At 73.1% G+C, this 22,026-nt stretch carries 19 protein-coding genes; 1 reads left to right on the top strand and 18 read right to left on the bottom strand.

Annotated elements, in window-relative coordinates; all coding sequences use genetic code 11:
- Positions 1-3: 3 nt before the first annotated feature.
- From ABKW28_RS00790 to ABKW28_RS00775, 4 genes are all read right to left on the bottom strand, one after another.
- Positions 4-480: a hypothetical protein gene (locus ABKW28_RS00790; protein ID WP_348605656.1), complete on the bottom strand. Its 477-nt coding sequence runs from the start codon at positions 478-480 to the stop codon at positions 4-6.
- Between the two features lie 61 nt (positions 481-541).
- On the bottom strand, positions 542-1,819 hold the full coding sequence (locus ABKW28_RS00785) for a DUF222 domain-containing protein (protein WP_348605654.1): 1,278 nt from the start codon (positions 1,817-1,819) through the stop codon (positions 542-544).
- A gap of 188 nt (positions 1,820-2,007) precedes the next feature.
- Positions 2,008-2,469, bottom strand: coding sequence for a DUF3592 domain-containing protein (locus ABKW28_RS00780; RefSeq protein WP_348605652.1), 462 nt, complete (start codon positions 2,467-2,469; stop codon positions 2,008-2,010).
- Entirely contained in the window at positions 2,466-3,569 is a 1,104-nt protein-coding gene (locus ABKW28_RS00775) for an adenosine deaminase (protein ID WP_348605650.1), read from the bottom strand. Before ABKW28_RS00775 ends, ABKW28_RS00780 begins: the two co-directional genes overlap by 4 nt.
- A 51-nt stretch (positions 3,570-3,620) precedes the next feature.
- On the opposite strand from ABKW28_RS00775, the gene ABKW28_RS00770 reads away from it, so the two are divergent.
- Positions 3,621-4,076 carry a MaoC family dehydratase gene (locus ABKW28_RS00770; RefSeq protein WP_193667064.1) on the top strand — a complete coding sequence of 152 codons (456 nt, stop codon included), beginning with the start codon at positions 3,621-3,623 and terminating at the stop codon, positions 4,074-4,076.
- Positions 4,077-4,079: 3 nt separating this feature from the next.
- Here ABKW28_RS00770 and ABKW28_RS00765 read toward each other — a convergent pair whose 3' ends face one another.
- From ABKW28_RS00765 to ABKW28_RS00700, 14 genes are all read right to left on the bottom strand, one after another.
- Complete coding sequence (locus tag ABKW28_RS00765) at positions 4,080-4,934, bottom strand: hypothetical protein (protein WP_348605648.1); 855 nt, start codon at positions 4,932-4,934, stop codon at positions 4,080-4,082.
- 28 nt (positions 4,935-4,962) lie between these two features.
- Complete coding sequence (locus ABKW28_RS00760; protein WP_348605646.1) at positions 4,963-6,417, bottom strand: fused MFS/spermidine synthase; 1,455 nt, start codon at positions 6,415-6,417, stop codon at positions 4,963-4,965.
- Positions 6,418-6,442: 25 nt separating this feature from the next.
- Positions 6,443-7,738, bottom strand: a complete 1,296-nt coding sequence (locus tag ABKW28_RS00755; RefSeq protein ID WP_348605644.1) for a thymidine phosphorylase — start codon at positions 7,736-7,738, stop codon at positions 6,443-6,445.
- A 14-nt stretch (positions 7,739-7,752) separates the two neighbouring features.
- Positions 7,753-8,922, bottom strand: a complete 1,170-nt coding sequence (locus ABKW28_RS00750) for a cytochrome P450 (protein WP_193667061.1) — start codon at positions 8,920-8,922, stop codon at positions 7,753-7,755.
- The gene (locus ABKW28_RS00745; RefSeq protein WP_307823048.1) at positions 8,894-9,292 is read right to left on the bottom strand and encodes a cytidine deaminase; all 399 of its coding nucleotides are present in this window, start codon (positions 9,290-9,292) and stop codon (positions 8,894-8,896) included. Before ABKW28_RS00745 ends, ABKW28_RS00750 begins: the two co-directional genes overlap by 29 nt.
- Positions 9,292-10,551 carry an ABC transporter permease gene (locus tag ABKW28_RS00740; RefSeq protein WP_193667060.1) on the bottom strand — a complete coding sequence of 420 codons (1,260 nt, stop codon included), beginning with the start codon at positions 10,549-10,551 and terminating at the stop codon, positions 9,292-9,294. Before ABKW28_RS00740 ends, ABKW28_RS00745 begins: the two co-directional genes overlap by 1 nt.
- Positions 10,548-11,669 (bottom strand): ABC transporter permease, encoded by a 1,122-nt coding sequence (locus ABKW28_RS00735; RefSeq protein WP_193667059.1) that lies wholly within the window; start codon positions 11,667-11,669, stop codon positions 10,548-10,550. Before ABKW28_RS00735 ends, ABKW28_RS00740 begins: the two co-directional genes overlap by 4 nt.
- A complete protein-coding gene (locus ABKW28_RS00730) occupies positions 11,666-13,198 on the bottom strand; it encodes an ABC transporter ATP-binding protein (RefSeq protein ID WP_193667058.1) in 1,533 nt (510 codons plus the stop codon). Before ABKW28_RS00730 ends, ABKW28_RS00735 begins: the two co-directional genes overlap by 4 nt.
- 121 nt (positions 13,199-13,319) lie before the next feature.
- Positions 13,320-14,366 (bottom strand): BMP family ABC transporter substrate-binding protein, encoded by a 1,047-nt coding sequence (locus ABKW28_RS00725; protein ID WP_193667057.1) that lies wholly within the window; start codon positions 14,364-14,366, stop codon positions 13,320-13,322.
- Positions 14,367-14,539: 173 nt separating this feature from the next.
- Complete coding sequence (locus ABKW28_RS00720; protein WP_193667056.1) at positions 14,540-15,769, bottom strand: amidohydrolase; 1,230 nt, start codon at positions 15,767-15,769, stop codon at positions 14,540-14,542.
- A gap of 61 nt (positions 15,770-15,830) precedes the next feature.
- Complete coding sequence (locus tag ABKW28_RS00715; protein ID WP_348605642.1) at positions 15,831-16,961, bottom strand: ScyD/ScyE family protein; 1,131 nt, start codon at positions 16,959-16,961, stop codon at positions 15,831-15,833.
- 27 nt (positions 16,962-16,988) lie between these two features.
- The gene (meaB, locus tag ABKW28_RS00710; protein ID WP_193667054.1) at positions 16,989-17,978 is read right to left on the bottom strand and encodes a methylmalonyl Co-A mutase-associated GTPase MeaB; all 990 of its coding nucleotides are present in this window, start codon (positions 17,976-17,978) and stop codon (positions 16,989-16,991) included.
- A gap of 8 nt (positions 17,979-17,986) precedes the next feature.
- The gene (scpA, locus tag ABKW28_RS00705) at positions 17,987-20,161 is read right to left on the bottom strand and encodes a methylmalonyl-CoA mutase (protein ID WP_193667053.1); all 2,175 of its coding nucleotides are present in this window, start codon (positions 20,159-20,161) and stop codon (positions 17,987-17,989) included.
- Positions 20,158-21,912: a methylmalonyl-CoA mutase family protein gene (locus ABKW28_RS00700; RefSeq protein ID WP_348605640.1), complete on the bottom strand. Its 1,755-nt coding sequence runs from the start codon at positions 21,910-21,912 to the stop codon at positions 20,158-20,160. Before ABKW28_RS00700 ends, scpA begins: the two co-directional genes overlap by 4 nt.
- Between the last annotated feature and the right edge of the window lie 114 nt (positions 21,913-22,026).

Here is a 22,026-nt window from a genome sequence, read left to right as displayed (position 1 = left end):
CGCTCAGTGCTCGGGAGCCGCGTGCTCGGCAGGGTCCGGGGCCGAGCGAGGAAGATCGCTCCGGCGCCGGCGACGCAGCAGATGCAGACCGACGACGGCGATGCCGGACAGGCCGACGAGCGCCGTCGCGCCGGGGACAGCACCCCGGGGGGTCAGCGTCGCGGACCCGGGATCGGCTGCGTCGTAGTAGACGAGGACGGGGAGGGGGACGGTGCCGACGAATCCGCGGGGCCGGCTCGCCAGGCTGTAGTCGCACCATCGCTCCTGCTGGGGGGTCCGGAGACGGAAGGCGGTGCCGTCGACGGAGTAGGAGACCGTCAGGTAGCACTCGCCGCTACCCATCGTGAACCCGAAGCCGGCGACCTCGCCCCAGGTGGCGTGCGCGGTGCCGGGCGTGCGCACCATGCCACCCACCCCGAGGCAGAGGACCGCCACGCTGACCAGCAGCCACCGGGCCACCTCGGATCGCAAGAGACGCACGACGGCACTCTCGCACCACGGCGGCGCGAGAGCTGTCGCCTCGCCGCCACTCAGGAGGAGCCTAGGTTCGTCGGTGGAAGGTGACCTGGTTGTCGGCGCCGACGTCGGCCTCGTACTCGGGATCGTGAATGCGGCGATGGTGGTAGGGACACAACAGCCGCCCCCGGTCGAGGTCGGTGTGGCCGTGGCACGACCAGGGGTCGTCGTGGTGGCCGTGGCACATCGCCGGTGGGGCATCACAGCCCTTCGCGGTGCAGCCGCCGTCACGGATACCCATCGCGATCCGCTGGCCCGGGGTGAAGTACCGCTTCGCGCGACCTACGTCGAGCGGCTGGCTCTTGCCGCCCAGCACGACAGGGACGACGCCGGCCTCGCACGCCAGGCGGCGTGCGGTGGCGGCGCTGAGCCGGTCACCGGTGTCGAGAGTGGCGGCCGCCAGGCCGTCCTTGAGCGAGTCGAGGGTCATCGTCACCACGACGGTCGCGTTCACCCCGCCCGCCTTCGGCAGGTCCTTGGGGTCGAGCCTTTCGACGAGCTCGACGAACGCGGCGCCCAACCGCTGGGCGCTGGGGCGGCGTACCGGCACCGGCGCCTCGCTCTGCCCCTCGTGCTCGCCTTCATCGGCGGCGGCGCGATTCGCGATCTGGTGCTTCGGGGCGGCGAACGCCAGTAGCGCCCGCTCCAGCATCTGCCCGGCCAGCAGCGGCACCGTGAAGGACCCCTTGATCCGGCCGTGGCCGTCCTCGCGCATCCGGAACACCGCCGACTTCTCCGCCTCGCGCTCCTCGCGGTCGAGCTGTTCGGCCTCCCACGCCTCGGCGACCTCGGGTGCGACCACCTCCAGGATGCGTCGCCCCAGCACCCGCAGCGCTTTCGCGTCGTGGACCTCCGCGTACGCCACCAGCGCCTTGGTCGCCTGCTCCAAGATCGACGGCTCGAGGTCGTCAGGCAGCTCGTCCAACGCCGTGCAGATCACCGACGCCTGCTCCGCGACCACCTCGCCACGCCCCAGTGCCTCCCGCACCAGGTCGTACCGATCCAGACCCGCGGCCAGGCGGACCTGGCGGAACGACTCCCGCTTCGTCGACCGCGTCGCGTTGGAGTGCCACACCGCCACCGACGGCGACGCATTCGTCTCCGCCACCGCCACCGTCTCGGCGTGCGACAACAGCTGCGAGCGCACCTCCACCAACCGGGCCTCGGCCCGAGCGATCTCGACCAGCGCTTCTGCTGTTGCGGCCTGGCTCATCGACCACGCCGGCGTACCGGCCACCTCGTCAAGGGTGGCGTGCACCCGCGCGACAGCGCCGCCGATGGGGTGCGTCGCGGTGGTGGCCATGAGTGAAGTATCTCAGGGCCCACCGACAAAGCACCAGGTCAGAAGCCGTTTTCCACAGGCGGATCGAAACTTTTTTCGAGACCTTCTCGAGGGTGCGAAAGCGACTGGTCGATGGTGCAGAACTGACCTGTCGGTGGTGCAAAAGTGACTGCTCGGCCGTCAGCACGCCGCCCCCGACGCGGCGGCCGCTACAGCGTGCGGGCGATGCCGAGGATGACGACCCAGGCGACGGGCAGCGACATGCCCAGGCCGAGCATGATGCGGGCCAGGGCGAGGGAGGTGGCGCCGGCGCCGGCAGTGGGGTCGGCGCTGGCGAGCACCACCCGCGAGGGGTGGCGGGGGTCGTAGCGGACCTCGACCTGCTCCCCCACGTGCGGCACGGGCGGCTCGACGCCGGTCATGGTCTGCGCCTCGACGTCGCGCTCACCGGCGCGGTAGCGCAGCTGCTGGTAGTAGATGGTGACCGGCTCGCCGGCCATCGCCACGTCCTTGGGCAGCGACTCGAGCACCTCGGCCGTGGTCGGCTCGGAGCGCTCGCCGAAGCCGGCCGCCTCGCGCCGCTGGTGCAGGCCGCGGGCGGCCAGGACCACGCCGACGAGCAGCGCCAGCACCGCGGCGCCCAGCATCACCACGCTCAGCGCGAGGCTCATGCGCCCTCCGCGGCCAGGGCGGCGTACCCGGGCTTGATGACCTCGTCGATGATCGCCAGCCGCTCGTCGAAGGGCAGGAAGGCCGACTTCATCGCGTTGATCGTGAACCAGCGCAGGTCGTCGAGGGTGTAGCCGAACGCGTCGACGAGCGCGGTCATCTCCTTGGTCATCGACGTGTCCGACATCAGCCGGTTGTCGGTGTTGACCGTGACCCGGAAGCGCAGCCGCGTCAGCAGCCCGATCGGGTGCTCGGCGATCGAGGTCGCCGCCCCGGTCTGCACGTTGCTGGCCGGGCACAGCTCGAGCGGCACCCGCCGGTCGCGCACGTACGCCGCCAGCCGGCCCAGCTTGACGCTGCCGTCGCCCGCGACCTCGATGTCGTCGACGATGCGCACACCGTGCCCGAGCCGGTCGGCCCCGCACCACTGCAGCGCCTGCCAGATCGAGGGCAGCCCGAAGGCCTCGCCGGCGTGGATGGTGAAGTGCCCGTTCTCGCGCTGGAGGTACTCGAAGGCGTCGAGGTGGCGGGTCGGGGGGTAGCCGGCTTCGGCGCCGGCGATGTCGAAGCCGGCCACGCCGCGGTCGCGCCAGGCCACCGCGAGCTCGGCGATCTCCATCGACCGGGCCTGGTGGCGCATCGCCGTCAGCAGCTGGCGCACCACGATCGCGCCGTCGGCGGCGACGACCGCCTCGTCGATGCCCTGCTGCACCGCCGCGACCACCTCGTCGAGGCTCAGCCCCTCCTCGACGTGCTGCTCGGGGGCGTAGCGCACCTCGGCGTAGACGACCCCGTCGGCGACCAGGTCCTCGACGAACTCGCGGGCCACCCGGGTCAGCGCCGGCGCCGTCTGCATCACCGCGACCGTGTGGGCGAAGGTCTCGAGGTAGCGCTCCAGCGACCCCGAGTCGGCCGACTCCGCGAACCAGCGCGCGAGCGACTCGACGGTGCCCGCCGGCAGCTCGTGGCCCACCTCGTGAGCCAGCTCGAGGATCGTCGCCGGGCGCAGCCCGCCGTCGAGGTGGTCGTGCAGGACGACCTTGGGCGCGCGGGCGACCTGGTCGGGGGTGGGGACGATAGGTTCGGTGGCAGTGCCGCTCATGGCGGCATCCTCGCACCCCACCACCGGGCACCCCCCAGACAGGAGCAGTCCATGCGCGTGTTCACCTCCCTCGACGAGGTCTCCGAGGCCGCCGGCCAGGAGCTCGGCACCAGCGAGTGGGTCGAGATCGACCAGCAGCGGGTCGACACCTTCGCCGACGCCACCGGTGACCACCAGTGGATCCACGTCGACGTGGACCGCGCGAAGGAGGGCCCCTTCGGCGGCACCATCGCCCACGGCTACCTGACGCTGTCGCTGGTGCCGTGGCTGGGCAGCAAGGTCTTCAGCTTCGACACCCCCGGCGCCAAGCTCAACTACGGCGTCAACAAGGTGCGCTTCCCCAACCCGGTGCTCGTCGGCAGCCGGATCCGCGCCACGGTCACCCTCGGCGAGGTCACCGACATCCCGGCCGGCAAGCAGGCCACCGTGCGCTACACCGTCGAGATCGAGGGCGCCGACAAGCCGGCCTGCGTCGCCGAGTCGGTCGTGCTGCTGCTCACCGACTGATCTTCAGCCCAGCCGGTCGACCACCAGGTCGGCGAAGGGGCCGGCCGATCCGGGCGCCAGGTCGAGGTAGAGACCGGGCTCGATGAGCTCGAGCTCGCTGACCGCGAGCCGGCCGTCGAGCTCCATCATGTCGACGCGTGCGTAGTCGAGGCGCTGCTCGAGCAGCGCCTCGGCCGCGCGCACGGCGTCGAGCGCCAGCCGCTCCGCCTCGGGGTCGACCTCGACCAGGGTGCTGCGCCCGCCGTGCTCGGTGTGCACCCGCACCTCCCCCGCGCCGGGGACCTTGTCGACCTGCGTGTGCGCCACCCCGTCGAGCACCACCACGGAGGTCTCGCCGCGGGTGCGCACCGACTCCACGAGCGGCTGCGCCAGCCACGGCCCCGGGGTCAGCCCGACCAGCCGGTCGTCCTCCACCGAGTCGACGACCACGACGCCCACGCCGCCGGCGCCGATGCGCGGCTTGACCACCACGCTCCCCCAGCGGCCCAGGGCGCGGCCCAGCCCCCCGACCAGGTCCTCGTCGTCGACGAGCTCGGAGGGCACCACCGGCACGTGCTCGCCGAGGGTCTCGAGGTAGGCCTTGTCGGTGTTCCAGTCGAACACCTCACCCCCGTTGAGCAGGCCCGTCGAGGCCTCCACCCGGCGTACCCAGTCGCGCCACGCCGGCAGCCGGCGCTGGTAGTCCCAGGTCGACCGGACCGCGACCAGGTCGGCGCCGGCCCAGTCGACCGCCGGGTCGTCCCAGGTCGCCCAGGCGGCCTCGACGCCGCGCTCGGCGAGGGCGTCGACGAGCAGCGAGCCGCCGGGCTCCCCCTCGGGCATCAGGCAGAACGTCGCGAGCAGCACACGGGAGGTCATGGGCCCCATGCTGTCAGGCCTGGCGATCTCAGCCGTACGGCGTCAGCAGCTGGTCGACCGGCGCGTGGTCGTCGGTGAGCACCTCGGCCCCGTCGACCCACTCCCGCAGGTCCGCGCCGGTGAGCAGGCCCCAGCCGGTGCCGCGCTCGTCGAGGCCGACCTGCACCTGCTCGAGGTCGAGCGGTGCGGGCGAGGCCAGGGCGACCAGGTTGCCGCCGTCCTCGCGGGCGAGGGTGGCGGGGTCGGCCAGGAGGGCGACGTGCTGGAAGACCGCGTCGAGCGTGGCCAGCTCGGCGCGAGCGAAGGCCAGCGGGCCGCGGTCGATGAGGTTCTGCACGTAGGCCCCGTCGTCGACCAGCACGCGCCGCACCTCGCGCACCGCCTCCAGCGTGGTCAGGTGCCAGGGCACGCTCAGCCCGCCGAAGGCGTCGCCCACCACCACGTCGTACGCCGCGTCGTCGAGGCGCTCGATCCCCAGCCGGCCGTCCTCGACGCGCACCTCGAGGTCGGGGCCGGTCTCGAGCCCGAGCCGCTCGACGTCGAGGTCGACGACGCCCTGGTCGATCTCGGAGACCAGGCTGCGGGTGCCGGGGCGGGTCGCCTCGAGCCACCGCGGCAGGGTCAGCCCGCCGCCGCCCAGGTGGTAGGCCTCCAGCGGCTCGCCGGCCGGTCGCACCGAGTCGATCGCGGCCGCCGCCGCGCGCACGTAGGCGAACTCGAGGTGGGTCGGGTCGCCGGGGTCGACGTAGGAGTGCCGCACGCCGTCGAGGACCAGCACCAGCCCGCCGTCGCGCTCGGGGTCCTGCTGCACCACCGCGCAGTGGTAGGTCGTCTCGACGTCGCACCCCCCGGGCGCGGCGGCCGCCCCCAGGCCACCGAGCACCAGCAGGGCCACCGGCGCGGCCACGGTGCGCCAGCCGCGCACCCGCCAGTCGACCAGCACCCCGCAGAGCACGAGGGTGACGCCCAGGGCGACGAGGATGGCGCTGACCGGCACCAGCGAGACCAGGAAGAAGCCGGTGACCACGGTGCCCGCGATCGAGCCGGCGGTGGCGATGCCGGAGAGCCGGCCGACCACGGTGCCGGTCTCCTCGAGGCTGGTGAGCTGCAGCTTGGTGACCATCGGCGTGATCGCCGAGAGCAACGCTCCGGGCACCACGATCGTGACGATCGCGGCCGGCACGACCAGGGTGCCGGCCCCGGTCTCGGCGCCCCCGCGCACCAGCAGGGGCGTCAGCGCCACGACCACCCCGGAGATGCCGAGCAGCGGCCCCAGGGTGCGCCGCGGCGGCACCCGGTCGGCGGCCCGGCCGCCGGCCCAGGAGCCGAGCGCGATCGCCGAGAGCGCCAGCCCGATGACCAGGGTGCTGGTCTCGAGCGTCAGCCCCAGGTACGGCGCCAGCAGCCGCAGCGCCACCAGCTCGACGACCAGCACGGCCGCCGAGGAGCCGAACACCAGGGCGACGGCGCCCTTCTCGTTCACGGCTGCTCGTCCACGGTTTGCCCGCTCAGCCGATGCGGTCGATCACCAGCGGGTCGGGGGTGAAGTCACTTCCCGCGTCGCTGATGTCGCTGATGTCGTAGCCGTCCTCGAGCGAGGCCAGCGCGCGCTCGAAGCGTGCGGGCTCGTCGGTGAGCAGCGTGAAGAGCGGCTGGCCGGCGGTGACCTCGTCGCCCGGGCGGGCGTGCCACACGACACCGGCCCCGGCCTGCACCGGGTCCTCCTTGCGGGCGCGGCCGGCGCCCAGGCGCCAGGCGGCCATGCCCACGGCCATCGCGTCGAGACGGGTCAGCACGCCGCTGGCGGGCGCCTCGACGACGTGCTCCTCCTCGGCGCGGGGCAGCTCGGCGTCGGGGTCGCCGCCCTGGGCGCGGATCATCGCCTTCCAGGCGTCCATCGCCGAGCCGTCGGCGAGCTTGTCGGCGGGGTCGACGTCGGTGACGCCGGCGGCGGTCAGCATCTCGCGGGCCAGGGCCACGGTCAGCTCGACCACGTCGGCGGGGCCACCGCCGGCGAGCACGTCGACCGACTCGGCGACCTCGATCGCGTTGCCGGCGGTCAGGCCCAGCGGGGTGGACATGTCGGTGAGCAGCGCGACGGTGGTGACCCCGGCGTCGTTGCCCAGCGCCACCATGGTCTCGGCCAGCTCGCGGGCGTCCTCGAGGGACTTCATGAACGCGCCGGTGCCGACCTTGACGTCGAGGACCAGCGCGCCGGTGCCCTCGGCGATCTTCTTGCTCATGATCGAGGAGGCGATCAGCGGGATCGCCTCGACGGTGCCGGTGACGTCGCGCAGCGCGTAGAGCTTCTTGTCGGCCGGGGCCAGCTCGGAGCCGGCGGCGCAGATGACGGCCCCGATCTCCTCGAGCTGCTCGAGCATCGCGGCGTTGGACAGGTCGGCCTGCCAGCCGGGGATGGCCTCGAGCTTGTCGAGGGTGCCGCCGGTGTGGCCCAGGCCGCGCCCCGAGAGCTGGGGCACCGCCACGCCGCAGGCCGCGACGAGCGGCGCCAGCGGCAGGGTGATCTTGTCGCCCACGCCGCCGGTCGAGTGCTTGTCGGCGGTGGGCCGGGAGAGGGACGAGAAGTCCATGCGCTCGCCCGAGGCGATCATCGCGCGGGTCCACCGGCTGATCTCGCCACGGTCCATGCCGCGCAGCAGGATCGCCATGGCCAGCGCCGACATCTGCTCGTCGGCGACCTCGCCGCGGGTGTAGGCGTCGACCACCCAGTCGATCTGGCTGTCGCTCAGGCCGTGGCCGTCGCGCTTGGCCTGGATGACCTCGACCGCGTCGTGCTTGCTCATGGGGTTCCTCTCCCTCACCGTGCTGCCACGGGCACCCTACGGAACCCGCGCAGCACGAAGGTGCCCCGGCTCTCGGGCTCTCCCGCCAGCGACAGGCCCGGCAGACGCTCGAAGAGCACCGCCAGCGACTCGGCGAGCTCCATGCGAGCCAGCGGCGCACCGAGGCAGAAGTGCACGCCGACCCCGAAGGCCAGGTGCGGGTTGCGCTCGCGGTCGACGCGGAACTCGTCGGGCTGCTCGAAGACCGCCGGGTCGCGGTTGGCGGCGCCCAGCAGGGCGGCGATGCGCTGGCCGGGCTCGACCACCACCGCCTGCGCGCCGCTGCCGATCTCGACCGGCTCGGTGGCGGTGCGCTCGAAGAGCTGCAGGGCCGAGTCGAAGCGCAGCATCTCCTCGACGCAGGCCGCCACGTCGGCGCCGGGACGCAGCCCGCGGCGCAGCATCGCGACCAGCCCGTTGCCGAAGACGTTCACCGAGGCCTCGTGACCGGCGTTGAGCAGGAGCACGACCGCCGCGACCACCTCGTCGTCGCTGAGGTCGGTGGCCGCGAGGTCGGTGACCAGGTCGTCGGCCGGCACGCGGCGGCGTACGGCGACCAGGTCGCGCACCAGGGAGGCGAAGTCGACCGAGGCCTGCACCGCGTCGTCGACCACCTCGGCCGACGGCGCCACCTCGTACATCCGCACGATCGCCTGCGACCAGTCGCGCAGGTCGTCGACGTGGCTGCGGGGCACGCCCAGCAGCTCGGCGATCACCAGCACCGGCAGCGGCTCGGCGTAGGCGCCGACCACGTCGAAGTCGTCGTGGCCCACCTCGGCGAGCAGGCCGGCGGCGATCTCGCGGACCCGCGGGCGCAGCCGCTCCACGTGGCCGCGGCTGAAGGCCGAGGCCACCGGGCGGCGCAGCCGGGTGTGCTCGGGCGGCTCGTTCTCCATCATCTGGTTGCGGTGCAGCAGGTTGAACGGCTCGAGGTAGGAGGCGGGCTCCTTGTCTGTCCAGAGCCGGCCCAGTCGCCGGTCGCGCTGGACCGCACCCACGCTCGCGTGCGCGAAGGTCAGCCAGCGTCCGGTGCCCTCGTGCCAGGCGACGGGGTGCTGCGCGCGCTCCTCGGCGAAGAAGGGGTAGGGGTCGGCGGCGACGGCCGGGTCGGTCAGGTCAAGCGAGGTCGTCGGGACCGAACGCATCGGGCAGGACCTCCTTCATCGATCGGAGCCCGGAGACGGTCATCAGCTCGAGGTCGGGCCCGCCGTTCTCCCACAGCAGCTGGCGGCAGCGCCCGCACGGCATGATCACCGCGCCCTCGCCGTCGACGCACACGAAGTGCGTCAGCCGGCCGCCGCCGGTCAGGTGCAGCTGGCTGACCAGGCCGCACTCGGCGCACAGCGCGACGCCGTACGCCGCGTTCTCGACGTTGCAGCCGGTGACCAGCCGCCCGTCGTCGACGCGCGCGGCCGCCCCGACGCGGTAGCGCGAGTACGGCGCGTAGGCGTGGCGCATGGCCTCGGTCGCCGCCCCCTGCAGGGCCGCCCAGTCGAAGTCGTCGCTCGTGCCCACTAGCCCGCGCTCCCCTTGCGGTAGATCTGTCCGTCGGCGGCGGGCATCCGTAGTCGTTGCGAGGCGAAGGCCAGGACCAGCAGCGTGATCACGTAGGGCGTGATGCTGGTGAAGTCGCCCGGCACGGTGTCGATGGAGGCCCAGACGACCATCACCAGCGCACCGATGCCCAGGATGACGCTGGCCTGGGTCACGTTGCGCCGGTAGAGCTGGTAGGCGGCCAGGCCCATCGCGAGCACCCCGACGCCGAGCAGCAGCGCGTGCACCGAGGTGCCGCCCTGGCGCAGCCCGACGCTCTCGGTGTAGCCGAAGAGCCCGGAGCCGGCCAGCAGGCCGGTGGGGCGCCAGTTGCCGAAGATCATCGCCGCCAGGCCGATGTAGCCACGACCACCGGTCTGCCCGTCGCGGTAGTTGGAGGAGGCGACCATCGCCAGGAAGCCACCGGCCAGGCCGGCCATCGCGCCCGAGACCAGCACGGCGCTGAACTTGTAGCGCAGCACCGCGACGCCGAGCGACTCCGCGGCCGAGGGGCTCTCGCCCACCGAGCGCAGCCGCAGGCCGAAGGTGGTGCGCCACAGCACGACGTAGGTCAGCAGGAGCAGCGCGAAGGCCAGCAGCACGAAGAGCGAGAGGTTGGTGACCATGGCGCGCAGCACCGCGGCCAGCTGGGAGAGGAAGAAGATGTCCTGGCCCTCGAGGTCGCCCAGCGCGTCGCTGAGCGGCCCGATCGTCACCGATGGCACGTTCTCGAGCTTCGGCGACTGCGTCGACCCGCCGCCCGGCAGCCCGGCGAAGGTCAGGGAGGCCAGGTACTGCACCGCACCGAGCGCGATGATGTTGATCGCCACGCCCGAGATGATGTGGTCGACGCCGAAGACGACGGTGGCGATGGCGTGCACCAGGCCGCCGAGGGCGCCCATCAGCAGGGCGCCGGCGATGCCGGCCCAGGCGCCGTAGTGGTAGCCGAAGAAGCCGGCGCCGTAGGTGCCCAGGATCATCATGCCCTCGAGGCCGATGTTGACGATGCCCGCGCGCTCCGACCACAGGCCGCCGAGACCGGCCAGCATGATCGGCACCAGGGCGATCAGGGTGGCGCGCACAGTGCCGGAGGAGGCCAGGTCGTCGGCGCCGGTGACCACCTCGAGCACCGAGACGACGAAGAGCACGCCGAGCATGGCGCCGAGCCACCACCAGCGCGGCAGGCGCCGCTTGGTGGGCTTCGCGGGAGTGCCCGGACGAGGGGACGTGGTGGTGCTCATGCGGAGGTCTCCTGCTCGGCGGCGGAACGGTGCTCCTGCTCGAGCGCGCCGGCGACGCGCTGCTGCTCGAGACGGACGCCGTAGCGGCGCACCACCTCGTAGGAGATCACCACGGTCAGCACGATGACGCCCTGGGTGATGGCCACGATGTCGGGCGAGACCCCGACCAGGATCTGCAGGGCGTTGGACTGCTCGTCGAGGAACGCGAAGAGCAGCGCACCGACGGCGATGCCGATCGGGTTGTTGCGGCCCAGCAGCGCGATCGCGATGCCCGCGAAGCCCAGGCCGCTCTGGAAGGTCGAGCCGTAGGCGTAGGCGTCGCCGAAGAGGATCGGCAGCCCGACCAGGCCGGCCAGCCCACCGGAGATGAGCATCGCGGTGATGGTCATCCGCTTGACGTTGATGCCGCTGGCCACCGCGGCGGTCGTCGACGCGCCGGTGGCGCGCAGCTCGAAGCCGAAGCGGGTGCGGTTGAGCACGAACCAGTAGGCGAAGCCGGCCAGCGCGGCGATGAAGATGAAGCCGTAGACCTCGGTGGTCGAGCCGTCGCCGATCTCGAAGCCGGGGATGCGGCTGCCCTCGGGGATCTCCTTGGTGCCGATCGTGTTGCTGCCGGCCTCGCGCACCGCGACCTTGCGCAGGAAGAAGGCGACCAGGCCGGTGGCGATGAAGTTCAGCATGATCGTGGCGATCACCTCGCTGACGCCACGGCTGGCGCGCAGCACGCCGGCGATGCCCGCCCACGCGGCGCCGGCCAGCATCGCCGCGGCGATCGCCAGCACGATGTTGGCCGCGCCCGGCAGCCAGCCCTCGCCGGCCACGACGGCCGCCACGAAGGCGGCCACGCGGTACTGGCCGTCGACACCGATGTTGAACAGGTTCATCCGGAAGCCGACCGCCACCGCGAGCCCGGAGAGGTAGAGCACCGTGGCGTTGTTGAGGATGTTGGCCAGGTTGCGCGTCTCGGGGAGGGTGAGGATCTCGCCCCAGACCCCGCCCACCGGGTCGCCGGCCACGATGAGCACCAGGCTGGTGATGGCGAACGCCGCCAGGAGGGCCAGCACCGGGGCGCTGAGCCCCAGGAGCAGCCGGGTCAGACGGGGCGACAGGCCGCTCATGCGGCACCTCCTGCGCCGGTCATCGCCGAGCCGAGCTGCTCGGGAGTGACCTGGCTGGGGTCGAAGGAGCCGACGAGGCGGCCCCGGAGGATGACCTCGATGCGGTCGGAGAGGCCGATCAGCTCGTCGAGGTCGGCGGAGATCAGCAGCACCGCGAGCCCGGCGCGGCGCGCGTCGCGGATGTGGTCCCAGATGCCGGCCTGGGCGCCGACGTCGACACCACGGGTGGGGTGGGCGGCGATGAGCAGGATCGGGTCGCCGCTCATCTCGCGGCCCACGATCAGCTTCTGCTGGTTGCCGCCGGACAGCGCTCCCGCGAGCACGTCGGTGCCGGGCGTGCGCACGTCGTACTGCTCGATGATGCGCTGGGTGTCCGCACGCGCGGCGCGCCGGTCGATGAGGCCGCGGCGCACCACGGGCTCGCGCGACTGGTGGCCCAGCACCCGGTTCTCCCACAGCGGGGAGTCGAGCAGCAGCCCGTGGCGGTGCCGGTCCTCGGGCACGTAGCCGATGCCGGCCTCGCGCCGCTGGCGGGTGGAGGTCTTGGTCAGGTCGCGGCCGGCGAGCTCGACGGCGCCGGTGGCGGCCGGGCGCATGCCCATGATGGCCTCGACCAGCTCGGCCTGGCCGTTGCCCTCGACACCGGCGATCCCCAGCACCTCGCCCGCGTGGATCTCGAAGCCCACGTCGTCGAGGAGCGGGCGGCCCTCGCCACGCAGCCGCAGCCCGCGCACGGAGAGGGTGACGGTGTCGGTGACCGTCGAGGACTCCGTCGAGGGGCTCGGCAGCTCGGAGCCGACCATCAGCTCGGCGAGCTGGCGCGAGTCGACCTCGTCGGGGGACACGGTGGCGACCGTGGTGCCACGGCGCACGACGGTGATGGTGTCGGCGACCGCCAGCACCTCGTCGAGCTTGTGGGAGATGAAGATGACGGCCAGCCCCTCGGCCTTGAGCTCGCGCAGGTTGTCGAACAGCTCGTCGACCTCCTGCGGCACCAGCACCGCCGTCGGCTCGTCGAGGATGATGATGCGCGCGCCCCGGTAGAGGACCTTGAGGATCTCCACGCGCTGGCGAGCGCCGACGCCGAGGTCCTCGACGAGGCGGTCGGGCTCGATGTCGAGGCCGTAGGCGTCGGAGATGCGCATGATCTCGGCCCTGGCCGCAGCACCGATGCCGTGCAGCTTCTCGGCGCCCAGCACGACGTTCTCGAGCACGGTGAAGTTGTCGGCCAGCATGAAGTGCTGGAAGACCATCCCGACGCCGTGCCCGATGGCGTCGGCGGGCGAGCCCAGGGACACCGGGCGGCCGTTGATCTCGATGGTCCCCGAGTCCGGCGCCTGCACGCCGTACAGGATCTTCATCAGCGTCGACTTGCCGGCGCCGTTCTCGCCGACGACGGCGTGGATGGTGCCCGGCTCAACGTCGATGTTGATGTCGTCGTTGGCGATCACGCCCGGGAAGCGCTTGCCGATGCCGCGCAGGCGGACGGCAGGCGCGGAGGACGCCGGGGCGGGTGCGGTCTCGGACACGCGGTCCCCTTTCGGGATGGTCGGGCTCGGGGTGACGCTAGCCGCCGCGCGACGACGGGGCCACAGGCCCGCGGTAGGCGGGCCCGTGACCCCGTCGTCGTCCGAACGGGTCAGGCGCAGGTCACGGGGTCGTGGAGACCGTGATCTCGCCGTCGATGATCTGCTGCTTGAACTCGTCGAGCTGGTCGGTGTACTCGTCCACGAAGCCACCGCTGGTGGAGTAGCCCACACCGTCGACCGCGAGGTCGTAGGTGGTGATGCCGGCCGGGAAGGTGCCGTCGTTGACCTCGGAGAGGTACTCGAAGACAGCGACGTTCACGTTCTTGAGCATCGAGGTCAGGATCGCGTCCTGCACCGAGGAGTCAGCGGTCTCGTACTGGTCGGAGTCGACGCCGATGGCCCAGTTGTCGGACTGCGACGCGGCCTCGAAGACACCGCCGCCGGAACCACCGGCGGCGTGGTAGACCACGTCGGCACCGTTGTCGAACATGCCCTGGGCGGCGGTCTTGCCCTTGGCCGGGTCGGCGAAGCCCGAGAAGTCGGGGGCCTGGGTCAGGTAGGTGACGTCGACCTGGATGTCGGGGTTGACGGCCTCGGCACCGGCCACGTAGCCGGCCTCGAACTTCTGGATGAGCGGGGTCTCGACGCCACCGATGAAGCCGACCTGGTCGGTCTCGCTCTCGAGGGCGGCGGCGGCACCGACGAGGAAGGAGCCCTGCTCCTCGGCGAAGACCAGGCTGGCGACGTTGTCGGCCTCGACGCTGGAGTCGTCGATGATGGCGAAGTGCACGTCGGGGTACTCCTCGGACACCTTGCCCACCGAGGGACCGTAGGCGAAGCCCACGGCGATGATCGGGTCGTAGCCGGCGTCGGCGAAGGTGCGCAGGCGCTCCTCGCGGGCCGCCTCGGCCTCGCCGTCCTCGGCCTCGGACTCCTGCGACTCCATGCCGAACTCCTCCATCGCCTGGTCGAGACCGGCGGCGGCGGAGTCGTTGAAGGACTGGTCGCCACGACCACCGACGTCGTAGGCCATGCCGACCTTGACGTCGCTGCTGGGGGCGTCGCCGCCGTCGGTGCCGGTCGACGACTCGGTGTCGTCGGAACCGCACGCGGACAGGGCAAGTGCGGCAACCATCGCCACCGCGGCAAAACGGGCCGTCTTCTTCACGGCATCCTCCTGAAGGGTTGATCACGCCGCCCCCTCACGCCAGGGGGCACATCGGGTCACCCTAGGACGCACGCACCCGCGCGGGGGTGGCGAACGGCCGTTCTTGTCCCTGTTGTTACCTGGCGGTGACCAAGGACCCCGCAGCCACGCCAACCTCCGCCAAGACCGACGCCTCAGCCTTGTCGAGAACCGCGCTTGCCCACCGTCTGCGCGCGCAGCGCCACCTCGGCGAGCAGCCGCGCGCCGATGGTGATGGCGCGCTCGTCGACGCGCAGGTCACCCTGGTGCAGGTCGTACGTCGCACCCCCGGGCGTGCGGGTGCCCAGGCGCATCATCGCGCCGGGCACCTCGTCGACGTACCAGCCGAAGTCCTCGCCCCCGAGGCTCTGCGGGGCCAGGACCCGGCCGTCGGGGCCGAGCACGGAGGCCACGGCGTCGCCGAGCAACTTGTGGGAGACCGCCTCGTTGACCACCGGCGGGACCCCGCGCACGTAGTCGACGTGGGCGGTGACGCCGTAGGGGCGCACGATCTCGTGCACCATCTCGCGCACCATCTTCTCGGCGTCGGCCCAGGCAGCGGCGTCGAGGATGCGCACCGTGCCCGACAGCAGGCCCCGCTCGGGGATCACGTTGGGGGCGCTGCCGGCCTCGATGCGGCCCCACACGACCGAGACGCCGGAGCGGGGGTCGAAGCGGCGCGAGAGGATCGCGGGCAGCTCGGTGGTGACCTTGGCCAGCGCGAAGGTCAGGTCGGCGGTCAGGTGGGGCCGCGAGGTGTGCCCGCCCGCGCCCTCGAAGCGCACGTCGACCTGGTCGGCCGCGCTGGTCATCGGGCCCAGGCGCAGGCCCACCTGGCCCACGTCGACGCCGGGGTCGCAGTGCAGCGCGAAGACGCGGTCGACCCCGTCGAGCAGGCCGAGCCCGATCAGGCGCAGGGCGCCCCCGGGCATCACCTCCTCGGCCGGCTGGAAGAACAGCCGCACCCGCCCGGTCAGCAACCCCTCCGCGTGGGCGCGCGCGATCGCGCCCGCGGCGCCGACCAGGGCCGTGGTGTGCACGTCGTGGCCGCAGGCGTGGGCCACACCGGGCACGGTGCTGCTCCACGGGTCGCCGGTGGTCTCCTGCACCGGCAGCGCGTCGATGTCGGCGCGCAGCCCCACGACCGGGCGCGCGCCCGGCTCCCCCAGGTCGGCGACCAGGCCCGAGCCGGCCAGCCGCTCGATGCGCCAGCCCAGGGCCTCGAGCCGCTCGGCGACCACCGCGGTGGTGCGGGTCTCCTGCCACGACAGCTCGGGGTGGGCGTGCAGGTCGCGGCGCAGCAGCGAGAGCGCCTCGGCACCCGACTCCACCTCGTCGCGGACGAGGTCGCGGAGCCGGGCGTCGGGGCGTGCGTCGCTGGACATCGGGCCCAGGTTAGTGCGCCGCGCCCGACCGCCCCGCTGCTGGCCCGCCGCTGGCCCGCCGCTAGGGCAGCGGGAAGCTGCGCACCGTGCCACCGGGGCGCTGCCCGGGAGCGGTGCCGACCAGCACGTCGGTGGTCGCCCACAGCCGGCCGCCGGCGATCTCGAGGTCACCGGGCATGCTCACGCGGCGCAGCGTGGTCGGTCTCGCCGTGCCGGCCGGGACCCGCACGATGCGACCGCCGAAGAGCTCGGCGACGTAGAGGTCGCCGTCGTCGGCCACGGCCAGCCCGGTCGCGCTCAGCAGGCCGCGCACGACCCGGGTGGTCGTGCCGGTGGCGGGGTCGACGCGGTGCACCGAGCCCAGGCGCCCGACGCTGCCGTCCTCGGGGCCACCGGGCAGCGAGGTCACGTAGAGCTGGCCGCCGGGGCCGACCTCCACGTCGGTGGGCACCGACTCGAAGCGGTAGCGCGAGCCGACCGTGCAGCCCGGCAGGCCCGTGGCGCGGGCGACCTTCTTGGTCACCTTCGCCACCGCCGGGGGCACGACCGCCACGGTGGAGACGTCGCCGTCACCGTCGATCGCCAGCACGGCGTTGGCGCCCGCGTCGGCGACGTACACCGTCTCGCCCACGCTGGTCGTCGCGAAGGGGTGGGTCTCGACGCGGCCGTCGTACGTCGCCGGGAGCAGGTCGTCGGGCAGCCGGGACTCGCACTTCTCGCCCAGGCCCTCGAAGCCGTAGGTCGTCGCCCCGTCGGGGTTGTGGCGGCGCTCGTGCCTGCCGAGGTCGGCGAGCCCGCGGTCGGTGCCGTCGCGCCGGACCTGGCGGACCTTGCCGACCTCGTTCTCTCCGCGCGAGACGGCGTACGTCACGACGCCGCGGCGCACCGAGACGGCCCCGACCTCGCCGCCGCGGGCGGCCGAGGCGATCACCCGCTGCTTGCCGCCCGGCGACTGACGGGTCAGCAGCCCGGCGAAGTTCTGGGAGACGTGGACGACCCCCCTGAGCCTGGCCGTCAGCGGCCGCGGTCGCGGCGGGGACGAGCAGGGGGCCGGTGGCCAGCGCGCCGAGCGCCGGGACGAGCACGAGGGCCGAGACGAGACGGTGCATGGGGTTCCTCCACTGTCGGGTGGAGGGGGGCCCTCCACGCTCAAGGTCGACTCGATGGTGGACCTCGGCGGGCGCCTGGGCATGCCCAGTAGTGGTGAACCGGGGTTGCGCTACCTCGGGTCGGCGTCGTACGCCGCGAGCAGCCGGTCGGCCGCGACCGTGGCGGGCAGCTCGCCGGCGAGCACCGCGGCCCGGACCTCGTCGCGCACCCCGCGCACCCCCGGCGAGAGGCGCAGTCGCTGGTCGAGCTCGTCGCGCACCATCGCCCAGGTGAAGTCGAGCTGCTGCTCGGCGCGCTTGGCGAGCAGGCCCTCGTCGCCGAGGTGGTCGCGGTGGGCCAGCACCCGCTCCCACAGGTCGTCGACGCCGACGTCCTCCAGCGCCGAGCAGGTCACCACCGGCGGGGCCCACTCCCCCTTGCCGCGCACCATCCGCAGCGCGCCGGCCAGGTCGCGGGCCGCGGCGCGCGCCTCCTGGGCGCGGTCGCCGTCGGCCTTGTTGACCGCGATCACGTCGGCGATCTCGAGGATGCCCTTCTTGATGCCCTGCAGCTGGTCGCCGGTGCGGGCCAGGGTGAGGAACAGGAAGGTGTCGACCATGCCGGCCACGGTGACCTCGGACTGGCCGACGCCGACGGTCTCGACGAGCACGACGTCGTAGCCGGCGGCCTCGAGCACCGCCATCGCCTGCACGGTGGCACGGGCGACGCCGCCCAGGGTGCCGGCCGAGGGCGAGGGACGGATGAACGCGTCGGGGTCGGTGGCCAGGCGGCCCATCCGGGTCTTGTCGCCCAGCACCGAGCCACCGGTGCGCACGCTGGAGGGGTCGACGGCCAGCACGCCCACTCGGTGCCCGGCCGCGGTGAGCCGGGTGCCGAGCGCCTCGATGAAGGTGGACTTGCCGACCCCGGGCACGCCCGAGATCCCCACCCGCACCACGTCGCCGCCCCCCGACTCCTCGGCCAGGGCGGTGAGCAGCTCGCGCGCCTGCAGCCGGTGCTGCGGGCGCGAGGACTCCACCAGGGTGATGGCCTGCGACACCGCCGCCCGGCGCCCCTCGCGGATGCCGGCGACGAGCGCCGCGACGCGGTCCTCTGCCACGCCGCTCCTCAGTGGCCGAGCGCGTCGCGGAGCTTGGCCAGCAGCGACAGCGCCGACTCGGCGATGACGGTGCCGGGCAGGAACACCTCGGCGGCCCCCATCTCGCGCAGCGTCGGGACGTCGTCGGGCGGGATCACCCCGCCGATGACGACCATGATGTCGGGGCGGCCCTGCTCGGCCAGCGCCTCGCGCAGCGCCGGCAGCAGCGCGAGGTGGCCGGCGGCCAGCGAGCTGACGCCGACGATGTGCACGTCGGCGTCGACGGCCTGCTGGGCGACCTCCTCGGGCGTGGAGAACAGCGGCCCCACGTCGACGTCGAAGCCCATGTCGGCGAAGGCGGAGACGATCACCTTCTGGCCGCGGTCGTGGCCGTCCTGGCCCATCTTGGCGACCAGGATGCGCGGGCGCCGACCCTCGGCCTCCTCGAACTCCTCGGTGGCCTGGAGCACCTGGGTGACCAGGCTACCGCCCTCGCCGGCGTTGGCGGACTCGTCGCGGAACACGCCGCTGATCGTACGGATCACGGCCTGGTGGCGGCCGTAGACCTTCTCGAGGGCGTCGGAGATCTCGCCGACGGTCGCCTTGGCGCGGGCGGCGTCGACGGCCAGCGCGAGCAGGTTGCCCTCGAGCGAGCCCTGGCGCGGGCCCTGCTCGGCCGAGCGGGTCAGCGCCTCGAGGGCCGAGCGGACGTCGTCGTCGTTGCGCTCCGCGCGCAGCCGCTCGAGCTTGGCGACCTGCTGGCGGTAGACGTCGTCGTTGTCGACGCGCAGCACGTCGAGCTTGTCCTCGGCGGCCAGGCGGTAGGTGTTGACGCCGATGAGCTTCTGCGCGCCCGAGTCGAGGCGCGCCTGGGTGCGGGCGGCCGCCTCCTCGATGCGCATCTTGGGGATGCCCTGCTCGATGGCCTTGGCCATGCCGCCGGCCTTCTCCGCCTCCTGGATGTGCGCCCAGGCCCGCTCGGCCAGGTCGTGGGTCAGCCGCTCGACGTAGTACGAGCCGGCCCACGGGTCGATCGTGCCGGTGGTGCCGCTCTCCTGCTGCAGCAGCAGCTGGGTGTTGCGGGCGATGCGGGCCGAGAAGTCGGTCGGCAGCGCGATCGCCTCGTCGAGGGCGTTGGTGTGCAGCGACTGGGTGTGGCCCTGGGTGGAGGCCATCGCCTCGATGCAGGTGCGCTGGACGTTGTTGAAGACGTCCTGCGCGGTCAGGCTCCAGCCGGAGGTCTGCGAGTGGGTGCGCAGCGAGAGCGACTTGGGGTTCTGCGGGTCGAACTGGCGCACCAGCCGCGCCCACAGCGCCCGGGCCGCGCGCATCTTGGCGACCTCCATGTAGAAGTTCATCCCGATCGCCCAGAAGAACGACAGGCGCGGGGCGAACTGGTCGATGCTCATCCCGGTCTCCAGGCCGGCGCGGATGTACTCCACGCCGTCGGCCAGCGTGTAGGCCAGCTCGAGGTCGTTGGTCGCCCCGGCCTCCTGGATGTGGTAGCCGGAGATCGAGATCGAGTTGAAGCGCGGCATCTTCGCCGAGGTGTAGCTGAAGATGTCGGAGATGATCCGCATCGACGGCGCCGGCGGGTAGATGTAGGTGTTGCGGACCATGAACTCCTTGAGGATGTCGTTCTGGATGGTCCCCGCGAGCTGCTCCGGCGCCACCCCCTGCTCCTCGGCGGCGGCGATGTAGAGCGCCAGCACCGGCAGCACCGCGCCGTTCATGGTCATCGACACCGACATCTTGTCCAGCGGGATGCCGTCGAAGAGGGTGCGCGCGTCGTAGATCGAGTCGATCGCCACGCCGGCCATGCCGACGTCGCCGCGCACCCGCGGGTGGTCGGAGTCGTAGCCGCGGTGCGTGGCCAGGTCGAAGGCGACCGAGAGGCCCTTCTGGCCCGCGGCCAGGTTGCGCCGGTAGAACGCGTTGGACTCCTCGGCGGTGGAGAAGCCGGCGTACTGCCGGACGGTCCACGGCTGGGTGGTGTACATCGTCGGGTAGGGCCCACGCAGGAACGGGCTCAGGCCCGGCAGCGTGTCGAGCGCGTCGAGGCCGTCGAGGTCCTCGGGGCCGTAGGACGTCTTGATCTGGATGCCCTCGGGCGCGGTCCACAGGTCGTGGGCCGGGGTGCCGGTCGACGGCGCCGGGCCGTCGCCGACCAGGGGCAGGCCGCTGAAGGACTTCGGGATGCTCATGCCAGCGCCTCTCGGGTGCGGGTCAGGAAGGCAAGGGCGTCGACGCCCGTCGCGCAGGAGTCGTCGGCCCACTCGCGGGGCTTGCCGGCGACGACGACGCGGGTGGCGCCCGCGGCGCGCAGCGCCTCGGCCGCGGCCTGGCCCCACTCGTCGTACGCCGCGTCGGCACCGGCCAGGCAGACCACGGTGTGGCCGTCGTGGGCGGCCACGAGGTCGTCGGGACCCTCGGTGGGGCCGGCCACGTCGACGGCCACGCCGCCGGCGGCCAGCAGGTTGGTGGCGAAGGTGGCGCGCGCGGTGTGCGCGGCGACCGGGCCCAGGGTGGCCAGCAGCACGCGGGCGGCCGGCGGCTCGTCGCGCAGCGCCTCGAACGCCGCGCCGTAGGAGCGGACCCCGGCCCAGCCGTCGTACGGCTCGCGCTCGGGCAGCTCCTCGGCCAGGTTCGGGAACTCGGTGAGGCCGGTCAGCGGGCGCTCGCGGGTGGCGACCTGCTGGTCGCGCCGCTCGACGGTGCGCGCGACCATCTCCTCGAGCGCCTGCTCGTCGGGGCCCTCGGGGGTGTCGAGCCGGCCCAGCACCTCCCACCCGGCGACGGCCAGGTCGTCGGTGAGCTTCTCGACGGCGTACGAGCCGCCGGCGGGGTCGGCCACGTGGGCGACGTGCGCCTCGTCGACGAGCAGGTGCGAGGTGTTGCGAGCGATCCGGCGCCCGAAGGCGTCGGGGCGCCCGAGGGGCGCGTCGAAGGGCAGCACGGTGACGGCGTCGGCGCCGCCCACGCCCGCGGCGAAGGCGGCCACGGTGGTGCGCAGCATGTTGACCCAGGGGTCGTAGCGGCTCATCATCGGCCGGCTGGTGACCGCGTGCACCCGCTGCGCGGCGCTGCTCGTGGCTCCGCTGAGCTCGAGCACCCGGGCCCAGAGCCGGCGGGCGGCGCGCAGCTTGGCGATCGAGGCGAACTGCTCGTCGGTGACGGCGTAGCGCAGCTCGACGAGGCCGGCTGCGTCGTCGACGCCCATGCCGGCCTCGGTGAGCACCCGCAGCACCCGGGCCGCGGCGGCCATCGACCAGCCGAGCTCCTGGGCGTCGGAGGCGCCGCGGTCGTGCACGGCGGTGCCGTCGACGACCACGCCGAGCACGCCGCGCTCGGCGGCGAGACGGGCCACGGCGACCAGGTCGTCGGCCGGGGCGGTGGCGCCGACCCCGAGGTTGGTGCCGGCGGGCAGGTCGGTGTCGCCGACGTGGGCCAGGAACGCCTCGGCGACCACGAGCGGGGCCGTCGGCGCGTCGAGGACGACGGGGGCCAGGTCGACCAGCACCCCGTCGAGCAGCACCCCCAGGTCGGTGCCGGCGTCGGCCTCGACCCACACCGAGGTGACCCCGCCCTCGAGGTCGACCAGCAGCGCCTCGTTGCCGGCCTTCTCCGGTCCGGCGGCCAGGTGGGCGCGCACGTCCCAGTCGCCGGCGCGGGCGGGCCGCCCGGCGGTGAGCAGGTCGTCGAGCAGCGAGGCGGTGCCCAGCGGGGTGACGGGGATGTCGTCGAGCGTGGTGCGCGTCAGCTTCTCCCAGACCAGCGAGTCGGGGTCCTCCTCGCGCATCCGGCGCGACTTGCGCAGCACCGCCGCCGTCGCCTGCTCCCAGTCGGCCGGTCGCCAGTCGTCGTCGGGTCCGAGCAGCTCCAGCGAGCCCTGCTCCGGCTCCAGGCCGGTGGGCTCGTCGAGTCCGCCCTCCACGGCACCTTCGGGTGAGGTCATGAGCCGAACCCTAGGAGCCCGGCGTGGCGTCGGCCACAGAGTGTGATGTTTTCCGCGCCGGCAGTCCACCGAGTGGTTGCGCGAGAGGCAGCTGGCCTCGCAGTGGTCACACCC

The organism is Nocardioides sp. 31GB23 (assembly GCF_040012395.1).
Classification (GTDB): Bacteria; Actinomycetota; Actinomycetes; order Propionibacteriales; family Nocardioidaceae; genus Nocardioides; species Nocardioides salarius.
This window is presented reverse-complemented; position numbering and strand designations above follow the sequence as displayed.

Excerpts from the sequence above, each read along its gene's own strand:
- ABKW28_RS00735 (WP_193667059.1), bottom strand. The coding sequence starts at position 11,669 with ATGAGCGGCCTGTCGCCCCGTCTGACCCGGCTGCTCCTGGGGCTCAGC.
- ABKW28_RS00750 (WP_193667061.1), bottom strand. The coding sequence starts at position 8,922 with ATGCGTTCGGTCCCGACGACCTCGCTTGACCTGACCGACCCGGCCGTC.
- ABKW28_RS00740 (WP_193667060.1), bottom strand. The coding sequence starts at position 10,551 with ATGAGCACCACCACGTCCCCTCGTCCGGGCACTCCCGCGAAGCCCACC.
- ABKW28_RS00765 (WP_348605648.1), bottom strand. The coding sequence starts at position 4,934 with ATGACCTCCCGTGTGCTGCTCGCGACGTTCTGCCTGATGCCCGAGGGG.
- ABKW28_RS00785 (WP_348605654.1), bottom strand. The coding sequence starts at position 1,819 with ATGGCCACCACCGCGACGCACCCCATCGGCGGCGCTGTCGCGCGGGTG.
- ABKW28_RS00780 (WP_348605652.1), bottom strand. The coding sequence starts at position 2,469 with ATGAGCCTCGCGCTGAGCGTGGTGATGCTGGGCGCCGCGGTGCTGGCG.
- ABKW28_RS00775 (WP_348605650.1), bottom strand. The coding sequence starts at position 3,569 with ATGAGCGGCACTGCCACCGAACCTATCGTCCCCACCCCCGACCAGGTC.
- ABKW28_RS00755 (WP_348605644.1), bottom strand. The coding sequence starts at position 7,738 with ATGAGCAAGCACGACGCGGTCGAGGTCATCCAGGCCAAGCGCGACGGC.
- ABKW28_RS00700 (WP_348605640.1), bottom strand. The coding sequence starts at position 21,912 with ATGACCTCACCCGAAGGTGCCGTGGAGGGCGGACTCGACGAGCCCACC.
- ABKW28_RS00720 (WP_193667056.1), bottom strand. The coding sequence starts at position 15,769 with ATGTCCAGCGACGCACGCCCCGACGCCCGGCTCCGCGACCTCGTCCGC.
- scpA (WP_193667053.1), bottom strand. The coding sequence starts at position 20,161 with ATGAGCATCCCGAAGTCCTTCAGCGGCCTGCCCCTGGTCGGCGACGGC.
- ABKW28_RS00770 (WP_193667064.1), top strand. The coding sequence starts at position 3,621 with ATGCGCGTGTTCACCTCCCTCGACGAGGTCTCCGAGGCCGCCGGCCAG.
- ABKW28_RS00715 (WP_348605642.1), bottom strand. The coding sequence starts at position 16,961 with ATGCCCAGGCGCCCGCCGAGGTCCACCATCGAGTCGACCTTGAGCGTG.